Annotated in this window: 14 protein-coding genes and 1 other RNA gene; 10 read left to right on the top strand and 5 right to left on the bottom strand. The window is 35.5% G+C overall.

Features of this window, described 5'->3' with window-relative positions:
- Positions 1–58: 58 nt before the first annotated feature.
- A complete protein-coding gene (locus RT261_RS18385; RefSeq protein WP_313134571.1) occupies positions 59–763 on the bottom strand; it encodes an Ig-like domain-containing protein in 705 nt (234 codons plus the stop codon).
- A gap of 382 nt (positions 764–1,145) precedes the next feature.
- Between RT261_RS18385 and RT261_RS18380 the strand changes: the two genes are divergently transcribed.
- From RT261_RS18380 to RT261_RS18365, 4 genes are all read left to right on the top strand, one after another.
- Positions 1,146–1,838, top strand: a complete 693-nt coding sequence (locus RT261_RS18380) for a response regulator transcription factor (RefSeq protein WP_313134569.1) — start codon at positions 1,146–1,148, stop codon at positions 1,836–1,838.
- A 12-nt stretch (positions 1,839–1,850) separates the two neighbouring features.
- Positions 1,851–3,359 carry a sensor histidine kinase gene (locus tag RT261_RS18375; protein WP_313134567.1) on the top strand — a complete coding sequence of 503 codons (1,509 nt, stop codon included), beginning with the start codon at positions 1,851–1,853 and terminating at the stop codon, positions 3,357–3,359.
- A 185-nt stretch (positions 3,360–3,544) separates the two neighbouring features.
- Positions 3,545–3,724, top strand: a non-coding RNA gene (ssrS, locus tag RT261_RS18370) — 6S RNA.
- 69 nt (positions 3,725–3,793) lie between these two features.
- Complete coding sequence (locus RT261_RS18365; RefSeq protein WP_313134565.1) at positions 3,794–5,734, top strand: NAD(+) synthase; 1,941 nt, start codon at positions 3,794–3,796, stop codon at positions 5,732–5,734.
- 146 nt (positions 5,735–5,880) lie between these two features.
- On the opposite strand, the gene RT261_RS18360 is transcribed toward RT261_RS18365, so the two are convergent.
- From RT261_RS18360 to RT261_RS18350, 3 genes are all read right to left on the bottom strand, one after another.
- Entirely contained in the window at positions 5,881–6,327 is a 447-nt protein-coding gene (locus tag RT261_RS18360; protein WP_313134563.1) for a hypothetical protein, read from the bottom strand.
- A 257-nt stretch (positions 6,328–6,584) separates the two neighbouring features.
- Complete coding sequence (locus tag RT261_RS18355; RefSeq protein ID WP_313134560.1) at positions 6,585–7,931, bottom strand: MATE family efflux transporter; 1,347 nt, start codon at positions 7,929–7,931, stop codon at positions 6,585–6,587.
- 15 nt (positions 7,932–7,946) lie between these two features.
- Entirely contained in the window at positions 7,947–8,369 is a 423-nt protein-coding gene (locus RT261_RS18350; RefSeq protein ID WP_313134558.1) for a MarR family winged helix-turn-helix transcriptional regulator, read from the bottom strand.
- A 302-nt stretch (positions 8,370–8,671) separates the two neighbouring features.
- Between RT261_RS18350 and RT261_RS18345 the strand changes: the two genes are divergently transcribed.
- The 4 genes from RT261_RS18345 (at position 8,672) to RT261_RS18330 (ending at position 11,850) form a co-directional block, all read left to right on the top strand.
- Complete coding sequence (locus RT261_RS18345) at positions 8,672–9,367, top strand: MBL fold metallo-hydrolase (RefSeq protein WP_313134557.1); 696 nt, start codon at positions 8,672–8,674, stop codon at positions 9,365–9,367.
- A 70-nt stretch (positions 9,368–9,437) separates the two neighbouring features.
- A complete protein-coding gene (locus RT261_RS18340; protein WP_313134556.1) occupies positions 9,438–10,220 on the top strand; it encodes a hypothetical protein in 783 nt (260 codons plus the stop codon).
- 165 nt (positions 10,221–10,385) lie between these two features.
- Entirely contained in the window at positions 10,386–11,168 is a 783-nt protein-coding gene (locus RT261_RS18335) for a PHP domain-containing protein (RefSeq protein ID WP_313134555.1), read from the top strand.
- 220 nt (positions 11,169–11,388) lie between these two features.
- Positions 11,389–11,850 carry a hypothetical protein gene (locus RT261_RS18330; protein ID WP_313134554.1) on the top strand — a complete coding sequence of 154 codons (462 nt, stop codon included), beginning with the start codon at positions 11,389–11,391 and terminating at the stop codon, positions 11,848–11,850.
- A 127-nt stretch (positions 11,851–11,977) separates the two neighbouring features.
- Here the strand turns inward: RT261_RS18330 and RT261_RS18325 are convergent, their stop codons facing one another.
- Positions 11,978–12,169, bottom strand: a complete 192-nt coding sequence (locus RT261_RS18325; RefSeq protein ID WP_313134553.1) for a hypothetical protein — start codon at positions 12,167–12,169, stop codon at positions 11,978–11,980.
- A gap of 304 nt (positions 12,170–12,473) precedes the next feature.
- On the opposite strand from RT261_RS18325, the gene addB reads away from it, so the two are divergent.
- Entirely contained in the window at positions 12,474–15,950 is a 3,477-nt protein-coding gene (addB, locus tag RT261_RS18320; protein ID WP_313134552.1) for a helicase-exonuclease AddAB subunit AddB, read from the top strand.
- Positions 15,907–17,655, top strand: a 1,749-nt coding sequence (locus tag RT261_RS18315; RefSeq protein ID WP_313134551.1) for a UvrD-helicase domain-containing protein, incomplete at its 3' end; no start/stop codon positions are given. The genes addB and RT261_RS18315, both read left to right, overlap by 44 nt.

The following is a 17,655-nucleotide window of genomic DNA, read 5'->3' as shown; positions in this document are numbered from 1 at the left end:
CTTATTATAATAGTACTTTTCACTAAGCTTACGTACAAGCTGATTTTATTAGCCTTGTTTATTCTTTTTTATCTGCTTTTTTACTTTCTTTGGCTTCATTATTGCTTTGACTTTTACTATCCTGACTTGTTTGCTCACTAGCTTCTTCTTCTGTTACAGTAACTTTGCATACATCATATTTACCATTATCAATGGATGCAAAAATATAGGTTACACCTGCTGATTTTGCTGTAATACGTCCGCCTACACTAACAGTTGCGATGGAAGTATCATTACTGGAGAATTTAGCTTCTTCTACCGTATTATTTGGTTTTAAAATAACTGTTAATGTAGTATTGCGTCCAACAGTTAATGTGATTTCTGACTTAGTTAATTTTACGCTAAGTGCAGGCGGTCCCACCGTAACTTCACATTCTAAGGTTGTAACGGTTTTAAAACCATCTTTTACAGTAACAGTAATTGTTGCATCACCAAAATCAACACCTGTTATGACTCCATCTCCATCAACCTTTGCAATGGAATCAGAACTGGATTTAAAAGTTACCTTGTGATTGTCAGTTATATTATATACTTTTAATGCATAAGTACGTTCTTTTATAATAGATACTTTCTTAACATTAAGTTTGATGTCGCTTTGCTCTGTTTGGGTATCAGAGGCTTTTGCGACTATAATATTACCGGCAACCGGAATAGGAACGAATAAAGTGAAGAATAAAAACAAGCCCAGTATAATGAAACACTTTTTAAATAAGTTATTTCTCATGGCTGTATCCTCTCCAATATATGAAATATTTAGTAAATTAAAATATTTCACTCCTCTGATCCTATGGTAAATCATAGAATCTTTTGATTATAGAGTGATTATATATTCAATTTTTGTCAGAATGATGGCAAATCTTAAAAAAAACGTAAGAATTTAATAAAGGTTTAAAGCATATTCTTTGTTTTTACTCTTGTTTTTAAACATGAACTTACGATATAATAAATACTATAGTTTTTTAGAAGAAAAGGTTTTATGATACAATTTATCTGCCTTTTCTTTTTGGATTGCATAAAAGGCAATTAGAAGCATTTATCAAAATGATTGCTGAATAAATATAGAAGTATACATTTCATGTATAAAGTAATAATAAGGAGGATGTGCTATGCAATATATACTAATAGCAGATGATAATCATGATATTACCGATGTATTATCTACTTATACGAAAAAAGAAGGATATGAGCCGGTGGTTGCTTATGATGGAGAAGAAGCCTTAAGGTTATTTGAACATTATAATCCGGCAGCCGTGCTTTTAGATGTTATGATGCCGAAAGAAGATGGCTATGAGGTCTGCCGGAAGATCAGAGCTAAATCCAATGTTCCTGTTATTTTAATTACAGCCAGAGGGGAAGACTTTGAAAGAATTATGGGATTGGACATAGGGGCAGATGATTATATAGTAAAACCTTTCAGCCCAAGTGAGGTTATGGCAAGAATCAGAGCAGTATTAAGAAGAATGACCAGAACCGAAAAAGACATAAAATCCGGCAATACCATAACAATAAGCAATTTGATAATTAATCTGGATGAATATACATTACATATCGGAGAAAAAAAGGTATCCCTTACAAAGAAAGAAATAGAAACTATGTGGACCCTTGTTAAGAATCCGAATAAGGTATTTACTAGAGATAATTTATTAGACAGCCTGTGGGGATTTGATTATTTTGGAGACAGCAGAACCGTGGATTCCCACATCAAACGTTTAAGAGCGAAGTTGGATAAAGTAGAACATCCGAATTGGGAAATCAAAACAATCTGGGGAGTAGGATACAAATTCGAAGTGGAAGAATAAACGCCTGTGACTATGAAGGAAAAAGTAGATATGCAAAAAATGAATAAGGTAAAAGCAAAAAATAGACTTTTTGTAAAAGTGTATTTTAATTATGCTGTTATGCTGACCGTTTTTGCAGTTTTAATCGGTATTATTTTCATGAAATTATATGAAACCAATACCATGAATGATTATAAAGAGAAACTGGAAAAACAAGCAAAAAGTATTACCCGACGTCTGCAGCAGGCCATTATTAATGATGAGGAAAAAAGTTATCTGGAATATCTTGTAATACTTGGTGAATTAGATGATGAAGAGCCGGATGTTTGGACAATATCTAATCCAAATGCTGCAAAGCCCATGGATAAAAGTCTGGAGAATGTAGTAATGGATGATATAGACCTGCCGGGAGATGCCATAGAAGTTATTGAAGGTGTATTTCGTCTGAATCAGACCATGTCCAGGAATGGCTATTATGAGCAGTTTGGCGGTGTTTCTGCAATTGTAGGGGAACCCATTCGCGTCAATGGCGAAGTAGTGGGAATTGTTATGCTGGTTTCTCAGGTAGCTGGGCAGAATAAAATAATTAAAGATAGTATGTCTTTGATTATCCTCAGTATTTTAGTGGCACTGTTTATATCTTTTATTATTGCTATAGTATTTGCTAAAGGATTATCCAATCCTATATCAAAAATGCGCATTACTGCTTTAGAACTGGCTAATGGGAAATACCAAAGTAAAACGGATATTGACAGACAGGATGAAATAGGAGATTTGGCAAGATCTATTGATATTCTGGCGGGCGAATTGTCGGAAAATGAAAAGGAAAGACAAAACAGGGATCAAATGCGTATAGATTTCTTCGCAAATGTATCTCATGAACTTCGTACGCCCATAACTGTTATTCGTGCATATACGGAAACTTTAGTGGATGGGGTGGTAACTGACCCGGAGAAAGTAGCCCAGTATTATGACAGAATGTTAAAGGAATGCAAGGGTATGGAACGCCTGGTAGGGGATTTGCTATTGCTTTCTAAAATGCAGAACCCTGATTTTATAATAGAAAAAGAACCTGTAAATGTGGTTCAGATATTCGATGATTTAATCAGAAGTGTCTCTGCCATCAGCAGTGAAAAGAATATTGCCGTTGAAATGAACCGTGACCGGAATGTTTATATGATGATGGGTGACTACGACCGATTGAGACAAATGTTTCTTATTATTTTGGATAATGCCATTAAGTTTACACCGGAAAATTCCTCCATACACATAAATTTATCAATAAAGGATAAACTAAGAGTATCCATTCAGGATGAAGGAATTGGAATACCGGAAGAAGATTTAAAGAGTATATTTAATAAGTTCTATAAATCAAAATTAAAGCAAAATGAAAAAGGCTCTGGCCTTGGCCTTGCAATTGCCAGACAAATAGCAATAAAACATGGCGGTACCATTGAAGTTTATAGTGAAGTTGGGGACGGAACGGAGTTTGTATTCTATTTTCAATGTTTAGAGGATTACGTTGGGGAACTTGATATCTGACCTTTATGATATATTTTTCATGAAGAAGGAATGGATAAGCTGTTCGTTTCACTGTATTTAATTAAAGAAAGAAATTGACTTGTTTTGTCTCAAATTATTGTATTTAGACAGGTTCTGTATTGTACATTTTTTGACATAAATACTTGAACATTACATTTAAATGAGATATAATAAATACAAAGATAAGGTTCCTGGAATGTTCGACAACTCTCGTTATTTTGAACCTACATGATTTAAAAAGGGACTCCTACATTAGTAAGATTATGTCAGGCCACCGTTTGCAGTGGAAGACAGAGGCTTATTTGCGGAAACCCACCTAGCTTGGCTAGGAGTCAAAATACGAGAAACGGCGTTTCGGGTACCTTAACCAAAGAGAAAGGGCAGCAGTAGCTGCCTTTTTTAGAATTCAAAATCTGAAAGGCATTGGTGCTGATATGAAAGATGGATTTATTAAGGTTGCAGCCGCTACCCCTAAGATTCAGGTAGCAGGATGTAATTTCAATGGAGACAGAATAAAAGAAATTATTGATATTGCAGAAGATAATCAGGTGAAGGTCTTAGTTTTTCCTGAATTATGTATTACAGGCTATACCTGCGGTGATTTATTTTTACAGGACACTTTACTTAATAGTGCAAAAGAACAGCTTATGAGCATTGTGGATTATACGAAAGGTTTGGACGTAGTTGCAGCAGTAGGGCTTCCTATATGTAAAGATGGAAAGCTGTATAATGTAGCAGCAGTGATACAGAATGGAGAACTACTGGGCTTGGTTCCGAAGAAACATCTTCCTAACTATTCTGAATTTTATGAAGCAAGACATTTTAATCCGGGTAATATTAACCCTGAATATATAAAGGTAAGAGAGAAAGAGGTGCCCTTTGGAACTAATATATTGTTTCGCTGCATGAACCTGCCTGCTCTTACTATTGGTATAGAGATATGTGAAGATTTATGGGTACCTAATCCGCCAAGTGTAGGACATACTTTAGCAGGTGCAAGTTTAATTCTTAATTTATCTGCCAGTGATGAAACTACCGGAAAAGATATTTATAGACGGGACTTAGTAAAAAATCAATCAGCCAGATTAGTATGCGGATACATTTATGCAGATGCAGGAGAAGGAGAATCCACTACGGACCTGGTATTTGCAGGGCATAACTTAATTGCCGAGAATGGCACTGTATTAAGTGAGTCAATGCGGTTCGAGAATCAGTTTATAACATCCGAAATAGATATTCAAAGGTTAATGAATGAACGCCGCAGAATGTCAACCTTTATTCCAGTGGGACAGCAGGAACATGTTGTGGTGGAGTTTCAGTTTAATAAAATTATGGATTTGCACGAAATTGCTTTATCAAGACACATTGATAAAGCACCCTTTGTACCGGGCATAAAGGCTGACAGAGATAGACGATGTGAGGAAATCAGTAATATTCAGGCATATGGATTGAAGAAAAGGATGGAACATACGGGCTTAAAATCAGCGGTAATTGGATTATCCGGTGGTCTTGATTCTACTTTGGCTTTGCTTATTGTTTGTAAAGCTTTTGATTTATTGGGATTAGACCGAAAAGGTATCATTGCAGTAACTATGCCTTGTTTTGGAACAACGGACAGAACTTATCAAAATGCTTTGTCACTGGCAAAACACCTTGGAGCTACCTTAAAGGAAATTCCGATTAAAGAGGCAGTTACCCTTCACTTTAGAGATATTGGACACGACAGCAAAGTTCATGATATAACTTATGAGAATTCCCAGGCAAGAGAGCGCACCCAGATACTTATGGATATCTCCAACCAATGCAATGGTTTGGTAATTGGAACCGGAGATATGTCAGAACTTGCACTTGGGTGGGCTACCTATAACGGTGACCACATGTCCATGTATGGAGTAAACGCCTCCGTACCAAAAACTTTAGTACGGTATCTGGTATCCTACTTTGCGGAGACGGCAAATGCTGCAAAAGAAGATTCTTTAAAAGATGTACTTCTGGATATATTAGATACGCCGGTAAGTCCTGAGCTATTACCGCCGGTAGATGGAAAGATAGCACAAAAAACAGAGGATTTGGTTGGCCCTTATGAACTCCATGACTTTTTCCTGTATTATATATTACGCTTTGGTTTCACGCCGTCAAAAATATTCCGGTTAGCGGTTGCTGCTTTTCAAGATGAATATGAGAAAGAGATAATATACAAATGGCTTACGACCTTTTACCGCCGATTTTTTTCACAACAATTTAAACGCTCTTGTTTACCGGATGGACCCAAAGTTGGTTCCGTAGCCCTTTCGCCCAGAGGTGATCTTCGTATGCCAAGCGATGCAAGTGCAGCATTATGGCTGGAGGATTTGCAAAAGATAAATTTAGAATAGGGTTGTCCATTGTAAAACTGTCATTCTGAGCGTAAATTCAGCATAGATGAATTAAGCGAAGAATCTCCTTATAAAGGTAAGATTCTTCGTATATAGAATTCAGCCATGCTGAATTTACGCCCAGAATTACAATTTATTTTTATGTACTACTTATCCGAAACAACTTTTTCTGCTTTGGCTATAGTTGCTTTTACTGCATCAAGAAGCAATTGCTGGGTATATTTGTGATTATCGGATATGGTAATGGAATCAAGGCTAACACCATCTTCTAATTGTTCAATAATGTCGTTTAAAGCAGGCTCTAATAGTGGATACATAGTAGTGACAGCCTCATCAATGTTTACAACACGTATCGAATTAATGTGTTCTTCATCCAGTACAACTTCTATGTTAAGTGATGTGTCGTTCATAAGAATAGATGAAGTCCATACGCCGGGGGTATATTGGGTAGATGCCATGGTAGGTGCAGTATCCTCCTTCTTGTTCAGGAACATTATAATAAGTAAAAGGATTAGAAGAATGCCCAAACCAGCAAATATTGCCGTATATATAATTTCTTTTAAGTGAATTACGAAAATCTTCGTTTTTGACATATGATGCACCATGCCTTTCTGGTATAAGTTCAGTTATGCTTTATATATCTTATTAAAGAAAAAGAAAAATTATGATTACTTTTTCCCCGGTAATTCAAATCAAAACATATTAAAATAATCCATAAAAACTACGAAAGATAAGACAAAAAGAGATTCTCCGCTATGATGAAAGGGTAGAATCTCTTATTAAAATATTTATGGATGACAGCCTTATTTTAAGAAGTTATATTGCAGTCAATATTTGACCAAATCACAGGTCAAGATAAGGCTTTTAATTTCTTTAAACTGTAGAATAATAAACAGCCGGAAGTGGATGCAGAAATAAGATCTGCAATAGGCTCAGAGTAGAATACACCTATAACTCCAAAAAAGTTAGGTAATATAATTGCTAAAGGAATTAAAAGGATTACCTTACGTAAAAGAGCAATAAATAAGGATTTTCCCGCTTGGCCGGTTCCTACAAAGAACATTTGAGAGGACATTTGCACTCCAAATAACCACATACCACCCATAAATATCGGAAGAATCTTAGTGACTAAGTTTAATAATTCATGTTCCGAAGTAAAGATTCTTGCAAATAAATGGGGGAAGAAGAATACCAGCACATAATATCCGGCAGTAGCACCAACAGTGATTTTTAAAGACAATTTCATAGTCTCTTTTAAACGATCATATTTACCTGCCCCATAATTGTAACTAACAATTGGCTGTGTTCCCTGAATGAATCCCTGAATTGGAATTGTTAATAATTGCATAACACTTTGCATAATGGTCATGGCACCTACGTACATATCACCACCATATTTTAATAAACCATTATTAAATACAATTAATATAGCAGACTCGGTAACCTGCATGGTAAAAGAGGAAATCCCCAAGGAAATTGTTTTTATCGTATAATTTAAATTTAACTTAAGATATTTTAATCTTATACGAATAATGGACTTTTTGGAGATTAAAAAGAATACAACATAAGCTGCACTTAAACCTTGTGAAAATACGGTAGCAATAGCGGCTCCTTTAACGCCCATACCGAAGCCATAGATAAGGATTGGATCTAATACAATATTTGTAATGGCTCCGATTAATACCGTAAGCATAGCAATCTTGGTTTGTCCTTGGCAGGTAATAAACAGGTTTAGTCCTAAAGCAAACTGTACAAAGATAGTACCATATAGATAAATAGTAGTATATTCGTTAGCATAGGAATACGTAATATCACTTGCACCAAACAGATAAAGTAAAGGTTCTTTAAATATTAATACACTTATAGTTAAGGCAATGGATAAGATGGTTAATATAACCGTTCCGGTACCTAATATTTTTTCTGCTTCTTCTTTATCATTTTTACCTAAGGCAATAGCAGCTAAAGGTGCCCCGCCTCCCCCTACCAACATGCTAAATGCGGATACAATAAGTATTAAAGGTGCACTAACACCCAAGCCGGTTAGAGCATCTGCGCCAACCTCCGGAATATGGCCAACATACATACGGTCAACAATATTGTATAAAACATTAATTACCTGGGCAATGATGGTAGGAAGAGACAAACGAAACATTAGCTTGCCGATTTTTTCAGTACCCATACTTGAATTTTGTTCCAAAACTAATTCATCCTTTCACTTTAGAATATTTTGTTTCATCTTTTCTAAGATTTCCTGAAAGGCGAGAAACTCTTCTTCCGATATGTTACCTGCTAATTCTTTCATAAAATTACTTCGTAAAGTTCTAAGATTCAAAGCAATTTCTTCGCCTTTTTCAGTTAGCTTTAAATGGGTGAAACGTCTATCTTCCTGATCCGGTTCTTTTCTTATGTAACCCTGATCTGTCAGAGAATCCACGGAACGGGTTAAAAGCGACTTTGAAGCACCGGTTTCTTTTACAAAATCAATAGCGGTATCCGCTTTGTTATTGGCAAGAAAAAGCATTAAGTTCATTTCATTAGGTGAAAATGAAGAATCTTTCATGGATTCTTGAATAAACTGCCAATATGTTTTTGCAATATAAGAAAAATGAATAAGAATGTTAATATTTTCTTTCATAAGAACCTCCATTCTGACGCTTTAGCGCCTTGGGATAAGGATAATAATTTGTGCGCAGGCATAAATTGCCGGCTGAAAAAACAATGTTTTTCAACCTAACCTCCTTCCGAATAAAAACATTATATAATATAATAGTTCAAAAGTAAACTATTATATTAGAATTAAATAAAGTATACTTTTATAAAAGGAGAGATAATCATTGATTTAAATAATAACTTGTATTATATTATAAATAGGAATTTTTGGTATATAAAATAGAGACTAGAAATGAATGAAACCTAAGAAATGGAAGGTAAATATATATGGAAGAAATTATTGTATTAAATATAAATTTTAAGTTTGGTGATACGGAAGATGTAATTTATCCGGTTATTTTAAAGGATAATAAGGAAATGGTACTGGTTGACTGCGGATATACAGGATTTATGCCTGTTATAGAAGAGGCCATGAAAGAAAAAGGCTTGGATTGTAACCAGCTTACCAAGATATTCATAACTCATCACGATCATGATCATATGGGGACATTGGCAGATTTTAAATCAAAATATCCTAATATTAAGGTTGTCGCAAGTGAAACTGAAGCACCTTATATTGGAGGGGAAAAGAAATACCTGCGTTTGGAACAGGCTGAAGCAATGCAAAGCACCTTAAGCGGAGAGCAGAAGGCATTTGGAGAGGCATTTTGTGAAATTTTAAGAAAAGTAAAACCGGTTAAGGTGGATATTCTTGTACACGGAGGTGAAAATATGGACTGGTGCGGAGGTTGCGAAATCATTGAAACTCCAGGACATACCCCTGGTCACCTATCTTTGTATATAAAGAATCAAAAGACTATGATAACCGGAGATGCTGCCGTATTAGAAAATAATCAGTTGGTTATTGCTAATCCTCAATATACCTTAAACCTGGATCATGCAAAAGAATCACTTGCAAAACTAATGAATTGTGATGTGGAGACATTCATTTGCTATCATGGGGGAATATTAAGAAAGTCTTAGAAAGAATAATCACTATACAATTAATGATATAAATGATGTTATCTCAGTATACAGGAGGTGTCAAAGTTATATGACCATTCCGGAAATTAAAGTTAAGATATCAGATATAGAATACAATACTCAGTCAATTGCGGAATTACTATATCCTGATTTTTCTGAGAAGAATAATACTCTGCCCTTTAAGGAAAGGGTATTTCGTGCATTTCCTCAATTAGCTGCAGCCATAAAACTTGGTATGACCAAGGAAGATATTTATGATGTAGTTAAGAAAATGATGTGCAGTGAGTACGAAAAAAATAATAAGGAAATGAAGGAAAGAGAAAAAGAAATTTTTTATAAGCTTTCAGTATTTCAATCTGCTATTATTCCTAAGATGTTAGATTTGTTTGAGGTTGAATGGCCCAAGGAACATCCGGAGATTACATGTTATTTGGGGCTGTATGCAGTTTTCCCAAGAAATGTGCTTACCAAGGAATATTGGATACATTATAAGACTGCAGAAGAAGTTATTATGCGGGCATCCGTACATGAGATAAATCATTTTATATTATTTGAAAAGTGGAAGGCAATGCATGGGTACACATTATTGGAGCAGCCCTCTTATCCAGATGTGTTATGGTTCTTGGAGGAAATGGCCGTTGATCCTACTTTAAATATAAAAGAAATGCAGGAAGTGGCACCATATCCCCAAAAAGCTTATGAAGTTTTTTATAGTAACACTATAAATGATAATCCTATCGAAGAGTATATTATAAAATTATTTAAAGAACGAGAAAATATGGCTGACTTTTTAAATAAGGCATATCTATTTATTGAGGATAATCATAAAGATATCATTACTAAATGTGGATAGATTTAGTTTAGAGTGTATGCATTTTAGTGACTTGATAGTTGATAGTATAGTAAGCTATGAGGAATTTAAATAATACATGGATAAGGGGAAATAGTATGAAGTCGTAAAACGTGTCCCAATTATTCGGAGAACATTTGGTATAAATATAACCAGGGGGATAAAATAATGATGGATTGCCACATTCATATTGAGAGGGGACCATATACTTTTGAATGGCTAAATGAATTTATTCAAACAGCAGTAAAACAGGGCCTTGATGAAATTTATTTATTGGAACATAGTCATAGATTTATTGAATTTATGGACATGTATGAGTCTATATGTAATTATAATGATTATCAACGAGAGTGGTTCAAGCGGAAAAATCACGGGAACTTATCTATCCAAAGTTATATTGATCTGATTAATCAGGCAAAGCAAATAACGTATCCAATTAAAGTAAGGTTTGGATTGGAAGTTTGTTATTTTAAAGATTATGAAAATCTGATTAAGGAAGTTACAAGTAGTTACCCATACGATTTTATTACCGGCTCTGTTCATTGGATTGACGAATTCGGATTTGACCACAGGAAAGAACTTTGGAATTCTATAGACGTTGATAAAGCTTATAGAAGATATTACGAAATAATGGAAAGTTTAATTTCAAGTGGTTTATTTACCGGTGTTGCTCATCCCGATAGTATTAAAGTTTTTGGTCATAAACCTTCCTATGATCTTTTAGATACTTATAACAAATTGGCTCATTTATTAAATAAATATCATCTATATGCAGAACAGAGCGGAGGGTTGCATTTAAATTACAGTAAGGATTGTGAATGTGGAATGAACAGAGGGATGCTGGAAGTATTCAAAAGTAAAGGAGTCAGGATTCTGACTGCATCAGATGCTCATAGTCCCAAAGATGTTGGAGCAAATATTGTAGAATTGCAAAGTCTGTTGGAAGCATAGAGAAAAGCATATCTATTCGGCGAAGTTTGCACTTCGGGATTATTATGGTAAATCAAATGGCTAAATAGAAAAAAATGTTAGAGTATATGGAACATACATGAGATTAAAAAATGAAGAAATACTTATTTATAATACTTATTTTCACAATACCATTGTCATTGAGCATATAATATATTGTATCAATTATGTGGAGTATGTATAAATCTTGGCAAACAATTATATGCCTATAACAATAATATCGAAATACATTCCGGTAATGTATATTTATTATATAATCGATGATAAACCTATTACAGTTTGTGTAGAAGGCAATTATGCAAGCTGGAAATATATGGATGAGCATGGTATGGAATCACATACAATAGCAGAAAATCTGAGTCATCCTTTAGATATAGTAGATTTGCTTACAAAAATAAAGATACCTTATAGTGTTAGGACATTAAAACTAAGTTTCTCATTTAGACCAACTTCTTATAAGGTACTATATTGGCCGGAGTGCTATGCGGGAATAAGGGAAAATTATTATACAAATTACAAATATTCGGATGTAATGAAAGACAATTTGATTATACCTTTAGGAGAATCAGGGTATATATTTCAGGTTCAGGCAACTTGGCCTCAGGGTGAGGCGTATTATGATTTTTATGTATCAAAATATAATACGTATTCTATAATGGTTTAAGGTGTTGCTAGTCGTTCATCATAAAACGACAATACATTAAGGAGCCTTCAGTCTGAAGTGCTCCTTTACTTAGAAGAAAAATATAATTATCTATAAACTTTATATTGTTAACTAATATGGTTTTGAATTAACCATACAGCGAATTGTAAATTAAAGGAATTGCTATTAGATATGCACTTATTATTGCTAATCCAGTATAAAATTTTGAATCTTTGCCTTCACTTTTGATTGCCTTAATAATACCAATTATTAAGGTTACTGGGGTAATAAAAACTCCATACATTCCAATCATGGAAATTACTCTTAATATCTGGTCCATTTAATCCCCTCTCACAAATAAATTATATAATTTTACGGCAGCAGTTGTATTGGAATATTGTACTGTAATTCTGATAGAATAGTAAAATACACGACCATTGGGAAAAAGCAACATTTTAAGTATATATTTTCACTTTATGCCAATAGGCTAGTATCTGTAAGATACTGTATATGGTTGTTATTTTTAAAAAGAAATGTTAGTATTATCGTAATAGAAAAAAGATATTTGATTATTTATAGATAAACATTACTTATGAAATAAGTTTATATAAACTTAAATGTACGATGTAAGGAGGCTAAGAAACATGTCATTACAGCTGATTCTAGGAAGTTCCGGAGCAGGAAAATCTTATCAACTATATAAGGAAGTAATAGCAAAATCCATGGATAATCCAGACACCAATTACCTGGTTATCGTACCGGAACAGTTTACACTACAGACACAGAAAGATATTGTTTCCATGCATCCAAAGAGCGGTACTATGAATATAGATATTTTAAGTTTTCTTCGCCTTGCTTACCGGATATTTGATGAGGTGGGTGGAAATGATGTACCAGTTCTTGAAGATACCGGTAAAAGCATGGTACTTCGTAAGATTGTGGCCAATAAGAAGAGAGAATTAGAACTATTTAATCATGATGTTCAAAAGCAGGGTTTTATTGATGAACTAAAATCACTGATTTCTGAAATTTATCAGTATAGCATTGGGATAGAGCAGCTTCAGGAGATGGAAGAGTTGGCTAAGAATAAACCAATGCTTCGGGCAAAGCTCCATGATATTGTTGTTATTTATAATGGCTTTAAAGAATATATGAATGAGAAATACATAACAGCGGAAGAAATTCTGGATGTTCTATGTAATGTGATAGATCAATCACAGATGATATCCAACAGTATAATATGTCTGGATGGGTTTACGGGATTTACGCCGGCGCAGTATAAACTATTGACCATTTTAATGAAGAGAGCCAAAAAGGTTCTTATTACGGTAACGATTGATCCAAGAGAAGATATCCGTAAAGTAGATGAAGAATTTAAGCTGTTTCATTTAAGTAAGAAAACAATTAAGCGATTAATGGATATGGCGAAGGAGGAAGATACTCACATAGATAATCCAGTCTATGCAGAAGAGTTGTCTTCTAAAGTACCTTACCGTTATCTTAATAGTCCGCCATTGGCTGCCCTGGAGCGAAATATTTTCAGATATCCAAGTGTAAGTTATGATAAGGAACAGGACAGCATTCGTATTCATGCTGCCCATGAAGGTAAGAAAGAGATTGGATATGTGATTCGGGAAATCAAACATTTAATCCGAACAGAGAATTATAGATATCAGGATATTGCACTGATTACCGGAGATATTGCAGTTTATGGAAGAATCGCGGAACAGGAATTTGAAAAGGCAGGCATTCCTTGTTTTATTGACCAGAAAAAAGATATTTTATCCAATCCTTTTGTGGAACTGATCCGTTCCGTATTAGATATTGCAAAGAAGGATTTTGATTATGAAAGTGTATTCCGTTATCTAAGGTGCGGAATGGGAAATATAGACCGGGAAGATGCAGATATTCTGGAGAATTATGTAATTGCCCTGGGAGTTCGTGGAAGGAAGCGCTGGAATACCCAGTGGACAAGAACTTATCGGGGACAACAGGAAGGGGAACTAAACCGGATTAATGAGTTAAGGCTCCAGCTTTGTGAGGAGCTTATGCCTCTTTATGAGGTGTTGTCAGACCGTAGTAAGAATGTGGCGGAATATACAGCTGCCCTTTATGAATTTGGAGTAAAAATGGATGCAGCAGGTAAGCTTGAGAGTTACCGGAGGTATTTTGGGGAACAAAATATGTTATCTACTGCAAAGGAATATCAGCAAATCTATGGTATTGTTATAGAATTATATGAAAAATTAGTAGAACTGTTAGGGGAGGAAAAGTTATCTCTAAAGGAATATACGGAAGTTTTAGAAGCCGGACTGGCAGAAGCAAAAGTGGGCTTAATTCCTCCTGGCCTGGATCAGGTAGTGATAGGTGATATAGAGCGTACCAGGTTAAAGGATATTAAGGCCTTATTCTTTGTAGGTGTCAATGACGGTATTATTCCAAAAAGTAATACAGGGGGAGGGATCCTCTCGGATTTGGAAAGAGAGATGCTTGCAGAACACGAAATTGAAATGGCTCCTACCAGAAGACAGGCTGCATATACAGAACAATTTTATTTATATCTGAACATGACAAAACCTCAGGAGAAATTGTATGTTACCTTTAGTAAGGTCAGCGAAGACGGTAAGGCATTAAGGCCTTCTTACCTGATTGGGGTGCTTCAGAAGTTATTCCCTGAGATTACTATTGAAGAAGAGGAAGAATCTACAGAAGCATTAGAACAAATCATAGGTAATGATGGCGGCGTGGATTATTTAATTGATGGATTAAGACGGTTTCCTTATGAAGATGTATCCGATACCTGGAGGGAATTATTCCGTTATTATAATTCCAGGGAGGAGTATCAGCAGACCATACATAATCTAATTGATGCAGTATTTTATGTAAATACGGATATGGGATTGTCCAAACGGATTGCAAAGGAACTATACGGAAGCCAGCTTATGGGCAGTGTTACCAGATTTGAACAGTTTGCAGCATGTGCATTTGCCCATTATATTAGTTTTGGACTGGAGTTAAGGGAGAGGCAGGAATATCGTCTGGCGGTACCGGATATGGGGAATATTTTTCATAATGCCATTGAAGGCTTTTCCAGAAAATTAGCCTCCAGTGAATATAACTGGCATACCATTCCCGATGATATTAGGGATAAATGGGGAGAAGAATGTGTACGTGAAGCAGCAGAAGGGTATGGAAATGCCATTTTAACCAGTTCAAAGCGTCTGGAATATATCATTAAGAGAGTGGAGCGTATTACCAAGCGGACTCTTTGGGCATTGTGCCAGCAGATAAAAAAAGGAGATTTTGAGCCAGCTGCCTTTGAATTGTTTTTCTCGGACCGGAATCAATTAAATAGCCTTACTTTAGATTTATCAGGAGAAGAACGTATCCGGTTACAGGGAAGAATTGACCGTCTGGATACTTATGAAGAAAAAGACAAGCTGATGGTTAAAGTAATTGACTATAAGTCAGGAAATACCACCTTTGACCTTTTATCTGTTTATTATGGCTTGCAGCTGCAATTAGCAATTTATCTGAATGCAGCTATGGAATTATTAGAAAGGGAGAATCCGGATAAAGAGGTTATTCCCGGAGCTATTCTCTATTATAATATTGACGATCCCATTGTGGAGAAAAGCAGCCAGATAGAGGCAAGTATATTAAAAGAACTTAAGATGAATGGTATTGTAAATAGTAATAAAGACGTGGTAAAACACTTAGATCATAGTTTTAAATCCGAAGATGATGGAATTATGCCATCGGTGAAATCGGATACCATTCCCGTAGAATCCAGTAAGGACGGTTCCTTTACAAAACGCTCCAGCGTGGCAGAGATAGGACAATTAAAGAGCATGGAGGATTTTGTGAAGAAAACCGTATCTAAGTTTGGGCGAAAGATTTTAGACGGTGATACGGGAATTAAGCCATACCGGATGGGAAAACGCACTGCTTGTGATTATTGTCCTTATAGCAGTATATGCGGCTTTGATATCAGAATCGAAGGAAATAGTTACCGTAACTTACATTCCCTATCTAAGGAGGAAGTGTGGGAGGAAATGATGGAAAGGAGGAACAGGAATGGCAGGGATGAAGTGGACAGAGGAACAGAAGAAAGTAATTGATCTTAGAAACCGTAATATATTAGTTTCCGCCGCAGCAGGTTCTGGTAAGACGGCTGTGTTGGTAGAGCGTATTATATCCATGATTTCTGAGGGAGAACATCCTGTGGATATAGACAGGCTGTTAATTGTTACCTTTACCAATAAAGCAGCTGCGGAAATGCGTGAAAGAATCGGAAAAGCTATTGATAAGAAAATCCAGGAAATGCCTGAAAGTGCACATTTGCAAAAGCAAATGACTTTAATTCACAGTGCCCAGATTACCACTATTCATAGTTTCTGCCTGAATGTCATTCGAAATCATTTTAATACCATTGATTTAGACCCCTCCTTTCGAATTGCAGACGAAGCAGAGCTTACGCTGTTAAAATCCGATGTTTTAGAAGAATTACTAGAGGATTATTATGAGGAAGGTGGAGAAGACTTTCTGGATTTTATAGAAAGTTTTTCAACCGGAAAATCCGATGATGAAATAGAAGATCTGGTTTTAAAACTATATCATTTCTCTATGAGTTACCCTTGGCCGGATGAGTGGTTAGAGGAGAAAAAGAGTACATTCAACCTTAGTTCGGTAGAAGATATGAAGAAAACGGACTGGATGATAGCTTTACTTGATAATATCCATTCTATGGTTAGGGATATGATGGATAGATGCAGGGAAGCTTTAAGCATATGTAATGAAGCCGATGGTCCCGCTGCATATATTCCTGCTCTTCAATGTGATATGGGATTATTGGAGGATCTAATAAAGCTTCAGGACTATGAGGATTATGGTACCGCCCTTTCGGACTTTAAATTTGTAAGGCTTTCCGGTAAAAAGGAAGAAGGGGTAAGTGAAGATAAGAAAAGTCAGGTAAAAGCCATCCGGGATGATATTAAGAAGGTAATCACTGATCTGAAAAAGAATTATTTCTTTCAATCACCGGAGGATATGCTTGCAGACCTTCAGGCTATGAGTAGACAGGTAGAAGTGCTGATAAATTTAACTAAGGATTTTGCCGCTGCATTTGCTGATAAAAAAGCGGACAAAAACCTGGTGGATTTTAATGATTTGGAACATTTTGCTCTGAATATTCTGGTACAAAGAGAAAATGGAGTAGAGAAACCCTCTCATGCAGCAGATGAGTTAAGTGAATACTATGAAGAAATATTAATCGATGAGTATCAGGATAGTAACTTTGTTCAGGAAAAAATTCTAAACAGTATATCAAAAGAACGTATTGGAAAACCGAATCTATTTATGGTTGGTGATGTAAAGCAGAGCATTTATAAGTTCAGACTGGCAAGACCGGAATTATTTATGGAAAAATATATGGAATATAGCACAGAAGATAATCTTTATCAACGAATTGACCTTCATAAGAATTTTCGAAGCAGAGCAGTGGTATTAAACAGCATAAACTTTCTGTTTGAGCAGATTATGACCAGGAAACTGGGTAACATTGAGTATGACCATAAGGTGGCCTTGTATCCGGGAGCTGACTTTGGAACTGAAGAAATGGGAATCTCAAAGGATACCGAGCTTATGCTGATAGATATAGAGCCCAAGGAAGAAAGGGAGAATGAAGAAGAGTTTGTAGTTGATTTTAAAGAGGAAGAGGTCAGCCAGGAGGAAGAAGAATATACGGCAAAAGAAATTGAGGCAAAAGCCATTGCCAGACGGATTAAAGAGTTAACCAATCCGGAAACAGGGCTGGTTATTAAGGAT

This window comes from Anaerocolumna sp., from assembly GCF_032079385.1.
In the GTDB taxonomy this organism is placed as follows: Bacteria; Bacillota; Clostridia; order Lachnospirales; family Lachnospiraceae; genus Anaerocolumna.
The sequence above is the reverse complement of the archived record's forward strand: the minus strand, read 5'-3'. Positions and strand labels throughout refer to the sequence as shown.

Bases quoted from the DNA above. Each gene is read 5' to 3' on its own strand.
- RT261_RS18385 (WP_313134571.1), bottom strand. From the start codon at position 763: ATGAGAAATAACTTATTTAAAAAGTGTTTCATTATACTGGGCTTGTTT.
- RT261_RS18360 (WP_313134563.1), bottom strand. From the start codon at position 6,327: ATGTCAAAAACGAAGATTTTCGTAATTCACTTAAAAGAAATTATATAT.
- RT261_RS18350 (WP_313134558.1), bottom strand. From the start codon at position 8,369: ATGAAAGAAAATATTAACATTCTTATTCATTTTTCTTATATTGCAAAA.
- RT261_RS18345 (WP_313134557.1), top strand. From the start codon at position 8,672: ATGGAAGAAATTATTGTATTAAATATAAATTTTAAGTTTGGTGATACG.
- RT261_RS18335 (WP_313134555.1), top strand. From the start codon at position 10,386: ATGATGGATTGCCACATTCATATTGAGAGGGGACCATATACTTTTGAA.
- RT261_RS18375 (WP_313134567.1), top strand. From the start codon at position 1,851: ATGAAGGAAAAAGTAGATATGCAAAAAATGAATAAGGTAAAAGCAAAA.
- RT261_RS18330 (WP_313134554.1), top strand. From the start codon at position 11,389: ATGCCTATAACAATAATATCGAAATACATTCCGGTAATGTATATTTAT.
- RT261_RS18340 (WP_313134556.1), top strand. From the start codon at position 9,438: ATGACCATTCCGGAAATTAAAGTTAAGATATCAGATATAGAATACAAT.
- RT261_RS18365 (WP_313134565.1), top strand. From the start codon at position 3,794: ATGAAAGATGGATTTATTAAGGTTGCAGCCGCTACCCCTAAGATTCAG.
- RT261_RS18325 (WP_313134553.1), bottom strand. From the start codon at position 12,169: ATGGACCAGATATTAAGAGTAATTTCCATGATTGGAATGTATGGAGTT.
- addB (WP_313134552.1), top strand. From the start codon at position 12,474: ATGTCATTACAGCTGATTCTAGGAAGTTCCGGAGCAGGAAAATCTTAT.
- RT261_RS18380 (WP_313134569.1), top strand. From the start codon at position 1,146: ATGCAATATATACTAATAGCAGATGATAATCATGATATTACCGATGTA.